Consider the following 17,132-nt stretch of genomic DNA (forward strand, 5'->3'; position numbering starts at 1 on the left):
AAGATAAATTATAGCATTTGCAACGCGGCTATTAAAACAAAAGTTTCTTATAAATTTTATTATATAGTAATCTATCTGAACAGCCACCCCACTCCCGCATTTCTTAACACACCACTTTCACTTACATCAATACAATCATTATATTTGGGCAAAACTAACAGATTTTTTTCCAAAACATTTTTAGCGGACTATATAAACGAAATGAATCACAGCGACATTCAATCATCAGAAAAGGAAATTTTATTTAATTTTTTTAATCAGGTTCATTCTATTTCAAGCAAAAATTTTGAACCTATTGCAAATATTTGTAAAAAGAGAACCTATAAAAAAAATGAAATAATTTTAGATTTTGGGCAAATTGAAACTAAAACCAGTTTAGTATTAAAAGGAGTTGTTCATCAATATGTAATTGTAGATGACAATTTATGTACAATCGATTTTTCGCTTGCAGGCATGAGCTATAACTGTTTTACAAGCTATGTAGAAAATACCCCTTCAAACCAAATACAAGAAGCCCTTACCGATGTAGAAATCATATTTATAGAAAAATCTGATGCTGAAAGATTGTTACTGGAAAATCATGATTTCTGTTATATCTACACTAAATTATATGAACAGGTTCATTTGGAACGAGAAAAAAGATCCTTAGTACTACAACATAAAAATGCTTATAAAAAATTTGAGTTATTTTTACTTTCAATCGCAAAATCGGAAGATTTTTTAAAAGAAGTTCCTCAAAAACTAATTGCCAACTATCTCAGCATAACCCCGGAAACATATAGCAGAGTTAAAAAAAAGTACCTGAAAAAGACTTAGCATCTGATCTGAATTTCTTGATTTCGAATAAGTTTTACTGTATAAAGTTACTCTATGTTTGTAAAAAAAATATTAACTTTTATACACATGAAACACATTTCATTATTATTATTTTTATTAATCAGCTGCAGTAAAGCTGACGATTTTGAGATTACTGGGACAACTGAGCAGTTTGTCTTAAAATCAACTATACATAAAGAAGATTACGTTATTTATGTATATCTGCCACAAAATTACAGTCCGGAGCCAATTAATCAATTAGTAATTGGTTTGGATGGTGATTTGCATTTTAATACTATTTCTCAGTTAATTTCAAAGAAAGTGGTTAATGGCAGTATGCCGCCATCTGTATTTATTGGTATCGGTAACAGTAAAAAACGGAATAGAGATTACACACCCACAGTATATGACAAAGGTTCTGGTGGAGCTGACAATTTTTATTTGTTTTTAAAAGATGAATTAATTCCTGAATTAGAAGCAAGATATAATATAGACAAGTCTAACAATAAAACATTAATTGGTAACTCATTTGGCGGATTATTTACTCAGTATGTTATGGCTAAGGACAGAATATCAAACCCTTTTGACAAATTTGTGGCTATTGGAACATCCTACTGGTATGATTCAGGCATTATTTTCGAATACGAAAAAAAATATGCAGATACACATACTGATTTGCCCGTAAAATTTTTCAATGGTATGGGAACTCTGGAAGGAGGTGTTTCATTGGGATCGTTTGAGCAAATGAATAAAATATTAGACAGCCGGTCTTTTTCAAATTTTAAACACAAATCAGAATATATAAAGAAGAGTGGTCATTCAGGTGCAGCTAATAAAGGATTTAAAAAAGGATTAGATTATGTGTTTAGTAATTAGAAAAAGCGTTCTTGTTATTTTTACTTTATTGTATTGTAATTTTACTTTCTCTCAAAACGACAGAAAAAACAATAATTCACTAGAGGGCGGGGCAATTATTGCCGGTGATGAAGCCATCTATTATGGTGTGTATAGTAAGTATACGGTGCCCTTATACCAAAGCAAACATTATTTTACATTAGGAATGTCTCTTGCTGCTTATTTTGATTTTAAAGGTGAATCGGAACCATTAGCTTATTTAAAGAATGATGTTGACATGCGGTTAGTGCCTACAATAAACGTTGGTTATTCTTTAAATTTCTCCAAAATACAATTGAATTTCGAAGTTCCTGTAGGTGCCAGTTTTGCATATACAAAGGGAACCCTCGTAAATAAACGTGCAGGATTTGAAATAGATTACTCTAATCGTGAAGTTTTTATAAACTATGGTTTACTTTTTGCTCCAAAATACAAGATCAATCATGCCAATTATATAGGAGTATATGGTTTTTTACCTTTAATAGCTGACAAAGCGCAATCAGGTTATCAATTTGGAATAGGCTGGACTAAAACGTTGGCTAATTAATATTCTGATCCAAATTTCCTCAACATATCAAAAACAGGAACTTCCCCGCTCCTGCACGAATCCTTTCGTGTGGGAGCATATGTATTGTCTCTCAATCAGATTGAATGTACATATGCAAGCAAGAAAATTATATTCAATTTTATATTTTAGCCATTTTACGCAACCTTTTATAAAAAAAATCATCTATGTAAATAAACCAGTTATTATGAAAAAAATTACATTACTGATCCTGATTGGATTTATGATGAATGCCTGCAGTTCTGATGACAACAAGAACAATAGCTCCGATTATTATAACTATATTACCAAAAAGTCTGTTGTCTCAGCTATTAATTTTATGCCGGAGGAAATATATCCCGGTGCAGACGCCTCAAAATCGCCAGTTTTAAAATTAAAACTAATTACCGAAGAGGAATTTCCATGCATCAATTTTGGTATAAGTACGACTCAGTTTGCAAAAGGAAACGAACTCATCGTGCGAATTGACAAAATAGCAGAACCGGGTGGCTGTTTTACTGCAATTGGACCAGCAATATCTTATATTGACTTACCGGAAAACACAGATAAAATTACGTTTATAAACGGCGATAAAATTGATCAGTATTCCATAGACATTACTGCCCAAAAAATAGCTATTGCACTCATTGAAAAGCACTTTACAACCTCACTGTACAACAAAACTTTTAGGATTCCGACAAATTCATTTGCCTATGTGTGCGGAACAAATAAGAACAATACAGAAATTTATAATGCTTTTTATACGTTGGTAAAGCAAAACCCGGATTTTACAGAATTTGAATTCGAGGGCGAGGGAAGAATACCTTATCCTGAAACAACTAACGGAAACTGGGTCAATCATCCTTCGAAATTTTTTAAATATAAGGATGTTAAGGAATTCAACAAACTGGCGGCTATTTTAAACAATTATTCTGCTGCAAACATTGAAAAAAATTCTGGTGTCAGTATTTCCATTTATGGCTGGAATAATATCAAATTTCATAGCTGGCTTGAAAATTAGAGATTTTCATCGTTCGTCACTTCGAGTAATTTTTATTAATAATGCAATAGCTTTTTTAACAAAACACTCGAACTGACGAAATGTCCCGTAACTTAATGATACCGCCCAAACGAATGCTTATATTCTGGCTTTGAAACAAATTGACAATAAATTACACTAACCCTCCTCTATATTAAACACCTAAATTAGGCAATACGAAAGATCTGGCATTACCATGTAGCCTGATCCATAATCCCGGATTTGAATTTAATTGCTGTAACGCTTCCTCTTTATCTGAACTCAGGTTTGTTTTAAGGACATTAGCATACGTTTGAATTTTAGCTGGTGCAGAATCGGCATCTACTACAGACTGAACAATCTTTTTGGCTTGCAATATAGCAGCCGGTCCTAAAGTGAGAATATACTCTGCAGATCGACATTCCTTTTCATCGTTTTCATTTATAAGGCTTCCACCCGCTTTAAACTTATTAATATGATGTTCTAAAATACTGCCCGATATTGGAATTAACCCTGCAATATGATGATTCTTAGCTCCCGAGAAAGGTTTAATGTAAGCAAGGTGTGATGCCTGATTTTCTTCCGGGCCATGGCCGATGAAAAAGATATCCAAACCACCTAATTCTTCCAGTTTGGTCAAATATGCCACAAGCTTTGATTCTAAATCTTTTATATCTGTGCTATCGGTACGCATTGGTGTAAAACTTTTTATTTTTTTGAAAAAAGCATCACCTAAAATACGCTCAAAATCCCTGACAAAACTTAAACCATTATTCATGCTTAAAGGAGCAAGCGCATCCTGAGTAAACACGTTTAGCCTTGAAAGAAGCTCATCCTGATCGGCTGACTTGGCTAATTCACCCAATAAACGGTGCAACTCCTGCGCTCCTCGCCCGCCAAGAAGGGCAATATTAATATCACCTTCTTTTAATGCCGCAGTGCTGTAAAGCTCATTTAGCATTGCCTGGCCAACCTCAGCTTCACTGCTAAGAATAGTGGGTGTTATCCCATAATCTGTAAAATTAAATTCCTGGTCACTGTTTTGAGACAGCCACACATTATTGTTGTCTTCGTATCTTGTAAATTTTGAGTTGATTTTATTCATTCTAATTACTTATTTATTCTGATTTATTATTATCATATATCATGAGTGCTTAAAAATGGTCGTTTTAAATACAAAAACTTTCAGTTGAGCACTAAAAATCAAAAGTACAAAAAACAACTTTCAAATTTAGTTTTAAAATTCCATGCCAACCGCCCTGCACTAATTCTTTCGTGTAGCTGTTGAAAAGGGATATACAATTCTTTTGTTATATTTGCCGGCCATAAAACGGACGTTTTAGCAGACTGAAGTTGGCAGAATCGTAGGAAAACGAAAAGAATAATTTGAATACAAAAAAACACCTTCTATCAATTTTAAGTATAATACTATTTTCCTGCAGTGAAAGTGATGATAGTCCTATTGAACAATCAAATTTACAATCTGGCGTAGTTATAACTTTTGATGATGATTATGTAGATGAATGGTCTGACGTTAATCATATTTTAGAGTCATACGATTGGAAAGCAACATTTTTTATAACCCGATTTAATCAATTGTCGGCTGATAAAATTAATAAATTAAAAGATTTTAAAAGTTACGGACATGAGATTGGTGCACACGGTTTAAATCATTTAAATGCAACAACATTTGTTTCATCAAATGGAGGAAGTGCATATCTGAATCAGGAGATTTTTCCAATGGTTACTTTAATGAATAAAAGCAACTTACCAACTACCTCGTTTGCATACCCATACGGTTCAAGAAACACAACAACCGACAATTTACTTCTTAATGAATTTCAAATAATCCGGGGAACAACTTATGGTAAATCTGCTCCGTCTTCGCAAAATTGTTTTTATAATTATGACAGGATTGTGTATGGATTGGGAATTGATAAAAGTTATCCACATTTTAGTAATTCGTACTTTTTATCGCTTTTGGAATATGCAAAAAACAAAAATAAAATAGTTGTTTTTTATGGTCATAAACCAGTAACTGTTTGTAAAAATAATTATGAAACAGAATATCAGACACTAATTGAAATTTGTAAATATGTAAAAGATAACAATATGAAATTTTATACAATATCCGAATTGTATAATTTACAGAACGGCGTTTAAAGATGCCCCCTAAACTTTTCTTTTTACCACATTTTCAAACGATTACATTACAAAAACAACTATACATCGTTTTCTAAATCTATGTTAAAGTTCACTATATCTTTTCATTATTAGTTGAACTTTGTAAGACTGTTTAATCTAAATAAGTCATTATGGAAACGCAAATAATTGAATTAGAGAAAAAATATTGGCAGGGAATGGAAAACCACAACTATGAAGTTGTCAAAGAACTTACTCGTTTTCCGTGTATTATTGCAGGCAAACATGGTGTGCAAAATGTAGATGAAGCTTCTTTTAAAAAAATGTTTGAATCTGGTGAAGGAGCAAAAATAAAAGTTATAAATATCTCCGGAACCGAAACCCAGATGATTGGCGAAAATGCCGCAGTAATTGCCTATCTGATAGAGTTAGGAATAGCTGGCGATGAACAAAAACCTCCCATGAAATGTGCCTGCACTTCTACCTGGGTCAAAGAAAACGAAAACTGGGTTTGTGTACTTCATACAGAAGTTGAATTATCGCAGCAGTAAAACTAAATGTTGACAGAAAAAAGCCAGAGGGAAATAGAGCTTCTGGCATTTTTCATATAAGTTATTTTTTTCATCTTCCTTATTAAGATTAATAAGATAAAATTTGTTTATCTTTAAAACTAAATCATAAATATGGCTATGATTCAAATTCACAAGCAGTTGGTCTTTTAATACTTAACAAAAATGAAACTCACTTTTCCTTTTATCCTCTTATTTTTGACATCTTACATAAACGGACAGCAAACACCCGTCATATTTGAGCCTCACAATATCTCTAATAACGGTGAATTCGGTTTGACAATTTCACCGGATTCTAAAACCGCATTATGGGTTATGTCTAAAGGAAAAAGAGATACATTGACCATAATGGAATCTATTAAAGAAAATGGGAAATGGATTAAACCTCGTATTGCTTCTTTTTCGTCAGCTTCAGGTCAATGGAAAGATATTGATCCTATGTTTTCTCCTGACGGCAAAACAATCCTTTTTCAATCAAACAGAAACATAAACAGACCATCCGACAGAAAAGATTTTGATATCTGGGCAGTACGTCTTACTAATAAAGGCTGGTCACAACCATACAGGCTTGAAGGCAATATCAATTCTGAAGCCTCTGAGTCGTATGCTTCAATGACGAAAGACGGCACGATTTATTTCATGAAAGAGAACGACAACAAGACAGGATTGTCTGATATCTATTATTCTATATTAAAAGATGGAAAATACCAGGAACCTCAAAATATGGGCTTTCCGATTAACACCAAAGAAAGAGAATCTAATCCGTATATTTCGCCAGATGGAAAATACATTATCTATTTTTCTTCAGATAAATCCGGACTTGGAGAAGTTGACCTGTACATCTCATTTAAAAGAAAGGGTAAATGGACAGCTCCAAAAAATTTAGGCAGTCCCATTAACTCAAAATTTGCGGAGTTCTGTCCGTTTGTTCATGAAAAAGAGAAAAGGCTTTACTTTTCAAGGCAAGAAAAAGATGCTGATCGATTTAAGGAAAATCTATACTTCATTGACTTTGACACCAACAAATACAAATAAAACTGTAATAAAACCCGTATGACAAATAGATTAAACGTTGGAATATTTATTTTTAATGAAGTTGAAGTTCTTGACTTTGCCGGGCCATTTGAAGTTTTTTCAATCGCCGAAAATGAAAATGAAAAATTATTTAAAGTAATCACTATAACCGAGAACGGAGAAATGATTGCCGCAAGAAACGGTTTAAAAATACAGCCTAATGTCAGTTTTAATGAAACTCCTGATTTGGATATTTTGATTATTCCGGGAGGATACGGTGCAGAAGAAATTGAGATTAAAAATAAAAAAGTCATTGAGTGGATTAAAACACAAAATCAGAAAGTTAAAATTCTGGCTTCTGTCTGTACAGGTGCTTTTCTCTTAGCCGAAGCCGGCTTACTTGACCACAAAAAAGCCACCACACACTGGATGGACATTCCAAGACTGGAAAAAGAATATCCTAATATTACTGTAGTTAAAGATGTGAGATTTGTTGATCAAAATGTTATAATTACTTCAGGAGGAATTTCTTCAGGTATCAATATGTCTTTTCACATCATTAAAAAGCTTTACGGACTTGAAATTGCCGAAACTACAGCAAAGAGAATGGAATATGATATTGCTATTACAGCATAAATCATTTCATTTAGAATAGTAATCACATGGGGATTTTTAAAAACATTTTTGGACACCGTTCCAAACCAACTTCTACTTCTACACTTATAGCTTGCAGAGCTCGACATGAGCTCAATGCTTCCGGAGATTTCTATGTAGAAAAAAACGGCTGCACTTTATGCGGGGCACCTGAAGCTGAAGCAGAAGGTTTAATTGGACATTCTGAGAATGGCTGTTATTTCATTAGGCAGCCCCAAACAGAAGAAGAAATTGAACAGGCAATAAATGCAATTGCTGTTTCTTGTGTTTCTGCCGTTAGGTATGGCGGAACAGACCAAAAAATAATTAAAAGACTGTATGAACTTGATTTGGCAACTGAATGCGATCATAAACTAAAGGTATAAAATCGTATTTTCGTTTAGCAAACACTTACACAAGGCTGCAGAACGTTGACAAAAGCACAAAAAAAACTCTTAACTTATTAATTTTATGAAATTCACATTCTGTTGTCTTTTTACTGTATTATTTGGATTTAGCTGTCTGGGGCAATCAAAAATTGACAGTAAAACCACTGCTATTATTGAAGAAGGAAAAATGTTGTATAAATCCGAAATGGCCTCATGGTACGGAACCGATATTTTCATGGAAAAATATAGCGAAAAAGAAAAAATAGGCGGTTATCTCTCTTACACCCAAAATGAAACCTCAACCTGTATTTTCTATTCAAAAGATGAAAATCCAAAAGTCTTAGGAACAATCAGCTTCGATGCCAATTTTAAGGTTGAAACTGCAAAAACAGATTTGGCCGAAAGGGAGCTGACAGGAAATGAGCAGGATCTCTATAAAATAAGAACAGAAGCTTTAAAAATTATCAACTCAGACACATTATACAAAAGATATGATAATACTAACCTTAATTTGATTCCTCTAATAATCAATAAAGAGAAAAAAGTATTTGTTTTAACTGGTCCAAAAAATAATGGCGTTATGATTTTTGGAAATGATTATTTATTGACATTTGACAAAAACAGTAAATTAATAAAACAAAAACAATTACATAAAAGTCTCATCCCAATCGAATTTGGCAGTAAAGACGAAATAGAAGCTACAATCCACAGCCATATCATAGATGATTTAATAACATCGACAGATATTTGTACATTAATGTTATATGGAAAATTTGCAAAAATGAAAACTCATTATGTCATGTCAAAAAAGTATGTTTCTATCTGGGATTGCAAAAAAGAAATGTTAGCAGTAATGACAAGAGAAGACTTTGAAAAAATCAAATAGGAAATTGATGCTGCATAAGTGCCGGACTGTCACTCAATAGCAACTTACATAAAAACCGAATTGAACAAATATAATCAACTGAATATCTAAATAATTAAAAACCAACGTTTTACCAAAATGAAATATTTCCTTTTTATAATCTTTTTAGCAGTAACCTATTCTTGTTGTCCACGCTATAATAATTATCTGTCAATCAAACCTACGAATACCAGTTTAAAACAAGGAAAATGGCTTATTGATGAGCCTTTATTAGAAAGGTTTTATTTAAATACAGAAAGCGTAGTTTCAGAAATTTATAAAAATAAACTCACATCAAAATATGATAATATTAAGTATTTATCTGATTTGAACGAGGTTCCTTCATTTAACAAAGCGTTGGATAAATCTGTAAAAGCACTTGACTTTTATAAATCTAAAACCGGATTCAATTATTTAATTTCAACAAAGCTGGAAATTACAAACAGTAACTTCTCTGATAAAAAAATTTTGACGATTAGATTAATTGTTTACAATCTAGATACAAAATGTATAATATTAGACAAAGATTACTATTCCGCAAAAAGAATCAATAATTTCAATTCCAATATGTTTAAAGAATTTGTAGAAAAATCAATGAAAAAAGTGATTAAAGATTTTACAAAAAATGATAACTGGAAAGCAATCGAAGCTGTTTAAAACATTGATAACATGGAGAAACGAGTAAAATTTGATTTTGAACTGTACTTTACTAACGGAGGAAGCATAAAAGGCCAGGATTTTAGGCTTGATATTTTGGGCGATACTATCTCAGATAAAGAACTTGAAGACTATATTGTCGAAGATTTAAGACTCCTTATGGTTGGAGAAACCAAAATTCTGAACAAGGAAATAGTAACAGAACCTCATAAAAGAAAACCAATCAATCTTAATACCGAGAATGATATACTGATTGATTTAAGTCATACAATAGAACATGGGCTCATAACATACAAAGGTTTGCCCGCTCCAATTGTTTGTGATTATTTGAGCAGAGAAAACTCAAAACAGTTTTATGCAGAAGGAACTGAGTTTCAAATTGGAAAAATTGAAATGGTTACCAATACAGGAACTTACATTGACTGTCCGTTTCATAGATTTGAGAATGGTAAAGATCTTTCAGAAGTGGGGCTGGAATGTTTTACAGATCTTGACACAATTGTAATTCGCGTGCCGTTTTCAGAAACATTAGAAATAACAGAAGAACATTTAAAAAACTACGAGATCAGGAATAGGGCAGTTTTAATTCATACAGGCTGGGACAATAATTGGAATACTGAAAAATATTATGAAAACCATCCTTATCTTACAGAAGGTGCTGCCCAATATTTAAGGGATTGTTCAGTTAAATTAGTTGGGATTGACTCTCATAATATAGACAATACATCAGGCAAAACGAGACCTGTTCATACTATTCTTTTAGGTGCGGAGATATTGATAGTTGAACATCTTTGTAACCTTTATTTACTACCAGAAGATGGTTTTACGTTTAGTGCAATTCCGCCAAAATTTAAAGGTGTTGGGACATTTCCGGTAAGGGCAATGGCAAAATTGAAAAAAATGGATTAATAAACAAAAAAGAATAATTATGCTTACAGATGTTAACCCCAAATTACCTATGCGTGATAAAACTGCCTCCAGAGAGTTTTACATCAATAAACTTGGCTTTCATGAATTTGGAAATGCTGATTTTGATCATTATCTAATGCTGCAAAAAGATAGTATTCAAATTCATTTCTTTGAATTTAAAGAACTTGACCCAAAAGAAAATTACGGACAGGTTTACATTAGAACTGACGATATTGATTCTTTATATCAATCCCTTTTAGATAATAAAACAAGCATACATCCAAACGGCTATTTACAAGTTAAGCCCTGGGGTCAAAAAGAATTTTCACTGCTTGATCCTGATAATAACCTGCTTACTTTTGGACAGAGTATATCTTGATTACAGTTAAAAGCTTAAAACACTCAACTACTCTGTTTCACATTCCACAACCCCATCAATCACAACAACTTAAATTTATCATTTGGCCAAACAGAATATGAAACAACTAATTTATTTCATTATAATTTTTAGTTCAAAAAATTTATTTGGACAAATTAACTATTCAGGATTTATAGGTAAATATCCTATTGAATTATCTGCAGAAATCAACACTACCGGAAGTTCATACGGAGTTTATGTTTACTCTGCTTTTGATAGTCCAATAATTTTGGAAGGAAATCTGGAAAAAGAAAAACTAATTTTGTTTGAAAAAGATTCAAAAGGAAAGAAAAGTGCAAGCATGACTTTTGAAAAATTTAATTCTGAAAGTGAATCAATAGAAGGAATTTGGAAGGATCTTAAAAATGAAAAACAGTTAAAAATTACTTTATCCAAAAAAGCGAAAATTGATGATGGTATTATTCAATATGCTACTGTTGGCAATCATTATTTTAGAATAGTAACAGATTATCAGGCTGTGAGTGAAATTAAAATTTTTCAAAAAAAGACAGATAAACTCATTCAAAAATTTAATGTTGATTGTCAATTTAGGGGTTTATATTGTATTTCATCCGGAGATTTTAATTTTGACGGATTTACCGATTTCTCGATATTTGAATCCAGTTATGTAGGTCCAAATACTTCAAGTTTATATTTTCTTTATAATCCAAAGACAAAAAAATACTTTGAAAGTGCATTTTCCGGCACATCCTTAGAATTTGATCAGAAAAGAAAAAGAATTATTGAAACAAACCAATGCTGCGCAGGATCAAGTGTTACAACTGCAGAATACAAAGTCATTAAAAACAAAATGGTTTTAGAAAAAGAACGCTGTTTTAAATGGAGTGAAAAAAAACAAGCATTAGTCGAACAAAATCCGAGCAAGTGCAGATAATTCAGAAAGAAATGACATTCTGATAAACAGAAATCAAACATAAACAACTTAATTAAAAAAGGACTCATATGGCAAATTAATCGAAAGACATAATCAAAAAAGCATATACCGCTTTTAATGAGAGAAATATGACAATGCCCTATCAACAATGCAGGCAAATGTGCAATGGTCAAAAGCATGGGAAGGCGGCTATATAATTGGCCACGATGAAATGAAGGAATACTGAACAAGACAATAGGACAGAAATAAATCCAAATGTAGAACCTGTTGGTTTTGCCGAAAGAGAAAATGGAAGCTTAGAGGTTAAAGTGCATCAAAATGTAAAAGATTTACAAGGCAGCTTAGTGTTTGACGGAATAGTAAAGCACATTTATACGTTTCAGGATGGTCTGATCAAAACGATGAATATTTAACTGGTTAAAAATTAATTAGTTACATTATTCATTCAGGTGCTGTAAGACTTATGTTTTACAGCACTTTTTATATTAATCCATTTGCAACGATTTAAAACGTTTTATTTTAATAATCTTCTATCTAAAAAACTATTATTAAAAATCACTAAATATGGTGACAAATATTATTTGTTTTTGATTTTATATTTGTAGAACAAATCTTAATTATATAATTTCTTAAAACATTTAAAATTTATAAAACATGATAAATATGACTAAAAAAGTATTCTTAATTACAATGTTGACGCTCTTCGCTTTTATTACAGTATCAGCAAAAGTGAGGATTCCGTTTGGTAAAATTGATAAAATTGAAATCGTAGCAGATTTACCAGACAATGAAAAATATGCCGCTGCCGAAGGCTCAAAAGAATATCTGGATTTAGCAACCCTGCATCAGGAATACAATATAGCCTGGGTAATTCCGGCCTGGATTACACAGGAACCCAAATTAGTACTGGCTAAAAAAGATTCTGATGTATATTATGAACTTACAGATCAACAGCTTGCTGAAATTATAAAAGACAACAAATTAGACAAAGAAAGTCTCCTGCAATTAGGTCTTTATACCAGATATGGAGGAAAAGTAATTTTACTTTTGGTTATTGGCCTTATTATTTACGGTATTATTCCGGGCAAAGACGATGAAGAAGAAACCGAAAGAGTACAGCCAACTAACGTTTAAATAATAAGCGTAAACTACATCGCTCCATATTGTAACAATATTGTCAAATTAAGAGATGCAACTGAATTTAAAAGCCAACCCGAAAAGGTTGGCTTATTTATGTCTATAAAACCTGACACCAAATGATTTATTATTGCAACTCCCGGATTTTAATACTTCTAAAACTTACTTCATTGCCATGGTCCTGAATTAAAATATGCCCTTCCGGTGCTTCTCCAAAGTTAGGCCATACTTTATATTTACTGATAGCCACCAAATCACGGAAAGCCTGAGATCCACGGTCATATTCCAATACTTTAATTCCATTAAGATAGTGCTCGACATGATTATTAGGATAAACGACAATGCGTGCCGTGTTCCAATTGCCCGGCTGTTTGAAGAACCGTGCTGATTTTTGCGATTTTATAAGGTCGTATAATGAAGCGAGTGTCCTGTTTCCATCACGTCCTAATTTTGCATCTGGATGCAGTGTATCATCAAGCAATTGATATTCCGGACCAATAGCTGAACCGCTGCTCTTTTCATTAAGTGTTACGAAGTACTTTATACCACTATTTGCTCCTTTCGATAGCTTAAAATCAACTGACAAATCAAATGCTTTAAATATCTCTTTGGTCACAATATCTCCTCCGTTTGTAGATTCGCCACCCGATGATGGCAATACTTTCAAAACGCCGTCTTTTACTTCCCAGCCTTTTTCCGGAAAAGTAGTTTTGTGAGCTCCTACCCAGCCTGTTGTACTTTTACCATCAAATAATAATTTCCAGCCGCTTTCCTGTTCATACGAAATAAGCTTATTAGGTACCAAATTAACAACATACACTCCTTTTGGAAAAGGAAGTGGTTTTATATTTTTTGTCTGAATACGGATATTCTTCCAGCATATTTTAATACCCGCATGTTCCGGTTTTCCAATAGAATGTACCTGTAAAGCAAGAAGCCCCTCATTAACAGTTAAAGAATCAACCAGATAAGAAACCGGTACACCATCTAACCATGTTTTTACTGAGTTACCAATACATTCGATACGCATTTTATGAAACACATTCAAAGTAAAAAGCTGTTGCCCTTTTGGGTTATAAGACCCCGGATACAGCCATTCTCTTCTTCCTTCATCATAAATTCCCCCGCTCCATTTACGTTCTGACGGATCTAATTCATACTGGTATCCATAAACACGTCCTTTTCCATTATTTGCCTTAGGATCAAAATTACTTTTGAACTGTACACCAGAATTGGTATTGGCATCGGACAACATGGTTTCCATCTCCAATACAAAATCTCCGATAAATTTTTGATCGCTTACTAAAAATGAATTAGGTGATTTATCAATCGTTGTGCCCACAATCATTCCGTCTTCTACCTTGTAAGGTGCAGATCCTGTTACTTGCTTCCACCCGGTGAGTGTTTTTCCGTCAAATAAGGATTTCCATTCTTTGTTTTGTGCAACGCCAGTTGCTGCAATAAATAATAAAACTAGTATTGTGATTTTTTTCATAGTCGTTTTTGTTTTTCTTTATATAAGATTATATTCAGGTTTCCATTTTTCAATATCATCCTTATAAATTGCTTTATTCATCATATGTACGCAGCATGCTGTCCTGGCACCGGTTATAACATTTGATACCGGTTTAGAATTGGTTGTAATCGTTTTATAAAACTCTTGTAAAGCATACCAGCTGCCGTCTTTTGATTTTTCTTTAAGAATGGGAGTACCGCCATCTTTGTTCCATTCAATTTTTGAAGCACCGGTAACGCCATCTACCGTTTCAAGTTCTTTTCTGGTTTGTTTTTCAGGAAAAAAAAGCCCTTCATCCATCAATAATTCTATCGTTCCTTTTGTGCCTTTTAATTTAAAAAGATATCCGTCTTTTTCATTCGCGCAGGTAGCACCAAAATTCCCAATCATTCCTTCCTTCTTATAACGTAGAATAGTCTGTATGTTGTCAAAAGTTTCTCTTCCGTCCTTGTAATAATCAATACCGCCGGTTCCGTAAATTTCATCAGGATGGGTATCAAAAGCCCAATTAATAAAATCTACCTGATGTGATAATAACTCAGCCGGTAACCCTCCTGAATATTCTTTATACATCCGCCAGTTCACTTGTTTATCAGTATAACCGGAAGGTACCGGTCTTCGCCAGTTTGCATTACGGTCCCATCGGCAGTCAATCTGCGTTACTTTTCCCAGATAACCATTATCAATCATCTGTTTCACTTTGAAATAAAGAGGTGTGTACCGATATTGATGTCCTACCTGTAAAATTTGATTGGGATGCTGTTGCGCCAATTTAACCAAAGCAAGTGCCTGCTCTGCATTATAGGTCATTGTTTTTTCTAAATACACATGCTTTCCTGCCTGGATGGCCGCCGCTGCAATTTCGTAATGATTGTATAGTGGTGTAGCAATAATTACTGCGTCAATAGTCTTGTCATCGAGCAGCTTGCGATAGTCTTTTTCATAACTGATATTATTGTGTATATCCAGTCTCTTTGCCTGATCCAAACGGAAAGGCAATACATCACAAACGACCTTCAGTTGAAACTCTTCCGGCATACTGTTAATGACACTTCCAAGCCCCTTACCCCTGTCTCCGCAGCCAATTATTCCAACTGAAATAATTTTTGCAGTTTCACTAAAAGAATAGGCATGCAGCATCTGCTGATGCAATAACAGCCCAGCGGTAAATAATCCTGATTGACGGATAAAATTTCTGCGTTTCATAAGTGAAAATTAAACTTTATAATATTCTTCCCATCCTTTACGTGGTGGAGGTCCCATCAACAGTTGATTAGCCTTTTTACTGCTTGTAATCACTTTTTTTGTTCTGTCAAAAACAATTTTTTCACCAGTCCATTGTGCAAGAACACCAAGACAAAACACCTGGCTTAATGGTCCGGCAATTGCAAAAGGTGAACGTGTTTGTTCTTCACCTTTACATGCTTTGAGGAAGTTAGCGAAGTGATTAGAAGGACTTAAAGGAACATTGGGTAATTTAGAAGCCATTTCCTTTGCTTTTTCTTCAGGTATGATCGACAATGCACTCCCATGAGAACCTCCTTTGAAGGTTAGCTCTTTGCTGTAAATTATTTTGCCCGGGTTGAGCTTTGCCGGTTCAATCGCACCTGTACTCGGCGGCGGAATATTTGGATCAAGACCTTGTACGCCATATCCTTCCGGTATCGGAGGAAAGTTATCTAATCCATCATACCATTTTACTTCTACCGGAGGCATATCACCGCGTTTTGGAAATTTGAAGGAAAGCGTGGTGGACATCGGATAAAAGAAATTATTATGTCCCTCTAATTTCAAAGGATCAACTTCGTAGGGAAGTCCGAGATCCAGAAACTGATGCGCTGTATCCAGAATATGTGCCCCCCAATCGCCTAGTGCCCCCATTCCAAAATCGTACCAGCAGCGCCATTGCCCGTTTACAAAATCTTTGTTAAACTCATGTCCTTTTGTCTGCGCCTGCCAAAGATCCCAATCGAGAGTTGCCGGAATAGCTTCGGCCGGCGGGAACGAAGTAATCTTCGGATCCCATTTGTGCCAGCGTCTTGGAGAATTCATATGTGCGGTAATAGCGGTAACATCTTTAATGATGCCTGCTTCTTTCCATGCTTTAAACTGGAAATAATTTTCTTCTGAGTGTCCCTGATTTCCCATTTGTGTAACCACTTTAGGGTGTTTTGCAGCGGCCTTCATCATCAATTCTACTTCGTTAAAAGTACGTGCCATTGGTTTTTCTACGTACACATGTTTTCCTAAATTAATTGCCATCATCGTAATGGGGAAATGAGAAAAATCAGGCGTTCCAATAGACACAGCCTCAAACTGACTGCCCATTTTATCGAACATCTGTCTAAAATCCTTAAATCTTGGAACGTTCGGAAACATTTTTAATATATCCAATGTATGAGGCGCTTCCATATCCACATCACAAAGAGCTACTATATTTACTAATCCTGTAGCGTATAATGCTTTAATAATTTCTGCGCCACGGTTGCCAATACCAACACAGGCAAGGTTTACTTTATCAGCACTTGCAAAAGCCCGTCCTGCAGCCATTACCAAATCAGGTGTAGCAACAGCAACGGATGCCAGTAATGCATCCCTTAAAAATTTTCTTCTTGAATAATCATCATTAATCATATGTGTAAATTATTGAATTGAGAATTGTTTTTGCCTAAATATA

Annotated in this window: 19 protein-coding genes; 15 read left to right on the plus strand and 4 right to left on the minus strand. The window is 33.8% G+C overall.

Annotated features, from left to right (window positions below; translation table 11 throughout):
• Window positions 1-201: 201 nt before the first annotated feature.
• From DMB68_RS18490 to DMB68_RS18505, 4 genes are all read left to right on the plus strand, one after another.
• Complete coding sequence (locus DMB68_RS18490; protein WP_110348393.1) at window positions 202-816, plus strand: Crp/Fnr family transcriptional regulator; 615 nt, start codon at window positions 202-204, stop codon at window positions 814-816.
• Between the two features lie 87 nt (window positions 817-903).
• Entirely contained in the window at window positions 904-1,692 is a 789-nt protein-coding gene (locus tag DMB68_RS18495) for an alpha/beta hydrolase (protein WP_110348122.1), read from the plus strand.
• Window positions 1,676-2,257: a hypothetical protein gene (locus DMB68_RS18500; protein WP_110348123.1), complete on the plus strand. Its 582-nt coding sequence runs from the start codon at window positions 1,676-1,678 to the stop codon at window positions 2,255-2,257. Before DMB68_RS18495 ends, DMB68_RS18500 begins: the two co-directional genes overlap by 17 nt.
• Window positions 2,258-2,462: 205 nt before the next feature.
• Window positions 2,463-3,275 (plus strand): hypothetical protein, encoded by an 813-nt coding sequence (locus DMB68_RS18505; RefSeq protein WP_110348394.1) that lies wholly within the window; start codon window positions 2,463-2,465, stop codon window positions 3,273-3,275.
• 172 nt (window positions 3,276-3,447) lie between these two features.
• Here the strand turns inward: DMB68_RS18505 and DMB68_RS18510 are convergent, their stop codons facing one another.
• The gene (locus tag DMB68_RS18510; RefSeq protein WP_110348124.1) at window positions 3,448-4,377 is read right to left on the minus strand and encodes a sugar phosphate isomerase family; all 930 of its coding nucleotides are present in this window, start codon (window positions 4,375-4,377) and stop codon (window positions 3,448-3,450) included.
• A 281-nt stretch (window positions 4,378-4,658) separates the two neighbouring features.
• On the opposite strand from DMB68_RS18510, the gene DMB68_RS18515 reads away from it, so the two are divergent.
• The 11 genes from DMB68_RS18515 (at window position 4,659) to DMB68_RS18570 (ending at window position 12,936) form a co-directional block, all read left to right on the plus strand.
• Window positions 4,659-5,435, plus strand: a complete 777-nt coding sequence (locus DMB68_RS18515; RefSeq protein WP_110348125.1) for a polysaccharide deacetylase family protein — start codon at window positions 4,659-4,661, stop codon at window positions 5,433-5,435.
• Between the two features lie 152 nt (window positions 5,436-5,587).
• Window positions 5,588-5,965: a nuclear transport factor 2 family protein gene (locus DMB68_RS18520; protein ID WP_110348126.1), complete on the plus strand. Its 378-nt coding sequence runs from the start codon at window positions 5,588-5,590 to the stop codon at window positions 5,963-5,965.
• A 183-nt stretch (window positions 5,966-6,148) separates the two neighbouring features.
• Window positions 6,149-7,018: a TolB family protein gene (locus tag DMB68_RS18525; protein WP_110348127.1), complete on the plus strand. Its 870-nt coding sequence runs from the start codon at window positions 6,149-6,151 to the stop codon at window positions 7,016-7,018.
• An 18-nt stretch (window positions 7,019-7,036) separates the two neighbouring features.
• Window positions 7,037-7,633 carry a DJ-1/PfpI family protein gene (locus DMB68_RS18530; protein WP_110348128.1) on the plus strand — a complete coding sequence of 199 codons (597 nt, stop codon included), beginning with the start codon at window positions 7,037-7,039 and terminating at the stop codon, window positions 7,631-7,633.
• Window positions 7,634-7,659: 26 nt separating this feature from the next.
• A complete protein-coding gene (locus DMB68_RS18535; protein WP_110348129.1) occupies window positions 7,660-8,016 on the plus strand; it encodes a hypothetical protein in 357 nt (118 codons plus the stop codon).
• Window positions 8,017-8,101: 85 nt separating this feature from the next.
• The gene (locus DMB68_RS18540; protein WP_110348130.1) at window positions 8,102-8,905 is read left to right on the plus strand and encodes a hypothetical protein; all 804 of its coding nucleotides are present in this window, start codon (window positions 8,102-8,104) and stop codon (window positions 8,903-8,905) included.
• A gap of 117 nt (window positions 8,906-9,022) precedes the next feature.
• A complete protein-coding gene (locus DMB68_RS18545; protein WP_110348131.1) occupies window positions 9,023-9,580 on the plus strand; it encodes a hypothetical protein in 558 nt (185 codons plus the stop codon).
• 12 nt (window positions 9,581-9,592) lie between these two features.
• Window positions 9,593-10,489: a cyclase family protein gene (locus tag DMB68_RS18550; protein WP_110348132.1), complete on the plus strand. Its 897-nt coding sequence runs from the start codon at window positions 9,593-9,595 to the stop codon at window positions 10,487-10,489.
• 19 nt (window positions 10,490-10,508) lie between these two features.
• Complete coding sequence (locus DMB68_RS18555; RefSeq protein WP_110348133.1) at window positions 10,509-10,868, plus strand: bleomycin resistance protein; 360 nt, start codon at window positions 10,509-10,511, stop codon at window positions 10,866-10,868.
• A 97-nt stretch (window positions 10,869-10,965) separates the two neighbouring features.
• Entirely contained in the window at window positions 10,966-11,802 is an 837-nt protein-coding gene (locus tag DMB68_RS18560; protein ID WP_110348134.1) for an XAC2610-related protein, read from the plus strand.
• A 663-nt stretch (window positions 11,803-12,465) separates the two neighbouring features.
• Window positions 12,466-12,936, plus strand: a complete 471-nt coding sequence (locus tag DMB68_RS18570) for a hypothetical protein (RefSeq protein WP_110348135.1) — start codon at window positions 12,466-12,468, stop codon at window positions 12,934-12,936.
• 130 nt (window positions 12,937-13,066) lie between these two features.
• On the opposite strand, the gene DMB68_RS18575 is transcribed toward DMB68_RS18570, so the two are convergent.
• From DMB68_RS18575 to DMB68_RS18585, 3 genes are read right to left on the minus strand one after another with little or no spacing between them, the layout of a single operon-like run.
• Window positions 13,067-14,434 carry a 3-keto-disaccharide hydrolase gene (locus DMB68_RS18575; protein ID WP_110348136.1) on the minus strand — a complete coding sequence of 456 codons (1,368 nt, stop codon included), beginning with the start codon at window positions 14,432-14,434 and terminating at the stop codon, window positions 13,067-13,069.
• Window positions 14,435-14,452: 18 nt separating this feature from the next.
• Window positions 14,453-15,661, minus strand: a complete 1,209-nt coding sequence (locus tag DMB68_RS18580) for a Gfo/Idh/MocA family protein (RefSeq protein WP_110348137.1) — start codon at window positions 15,659-15,661, stop codon at window positions 14,453-14,455.
• A gap of 9 nt (window positions 15,662-15,670) precedes the next feature.
• On the minus strand, window positions 15,671-17,089 hold the full coding sequence (locus DMB68_RS18585) for a Gfo/Idh/MocA family protein (RefSeq protein ID WP_110348138.1): 1,419 nt from the start codon (window positions 17,087-17,089) through the stop codon (window positions 15,671-15,673).
• Between the last annotated feature and the right edge of the window lie 43 nt (window positions 17,090-17,132).

It is taken from the genome of Flavobacterium hydrophilum, assembly GCF_003202405.1.
Classification (GTDB): Bacteria; Bacteroidota; Bacteroidia; order Flavobacteriales; family Flavobacteriaceae; genus Flavobacterium; species Flavobacterium hydrophilum.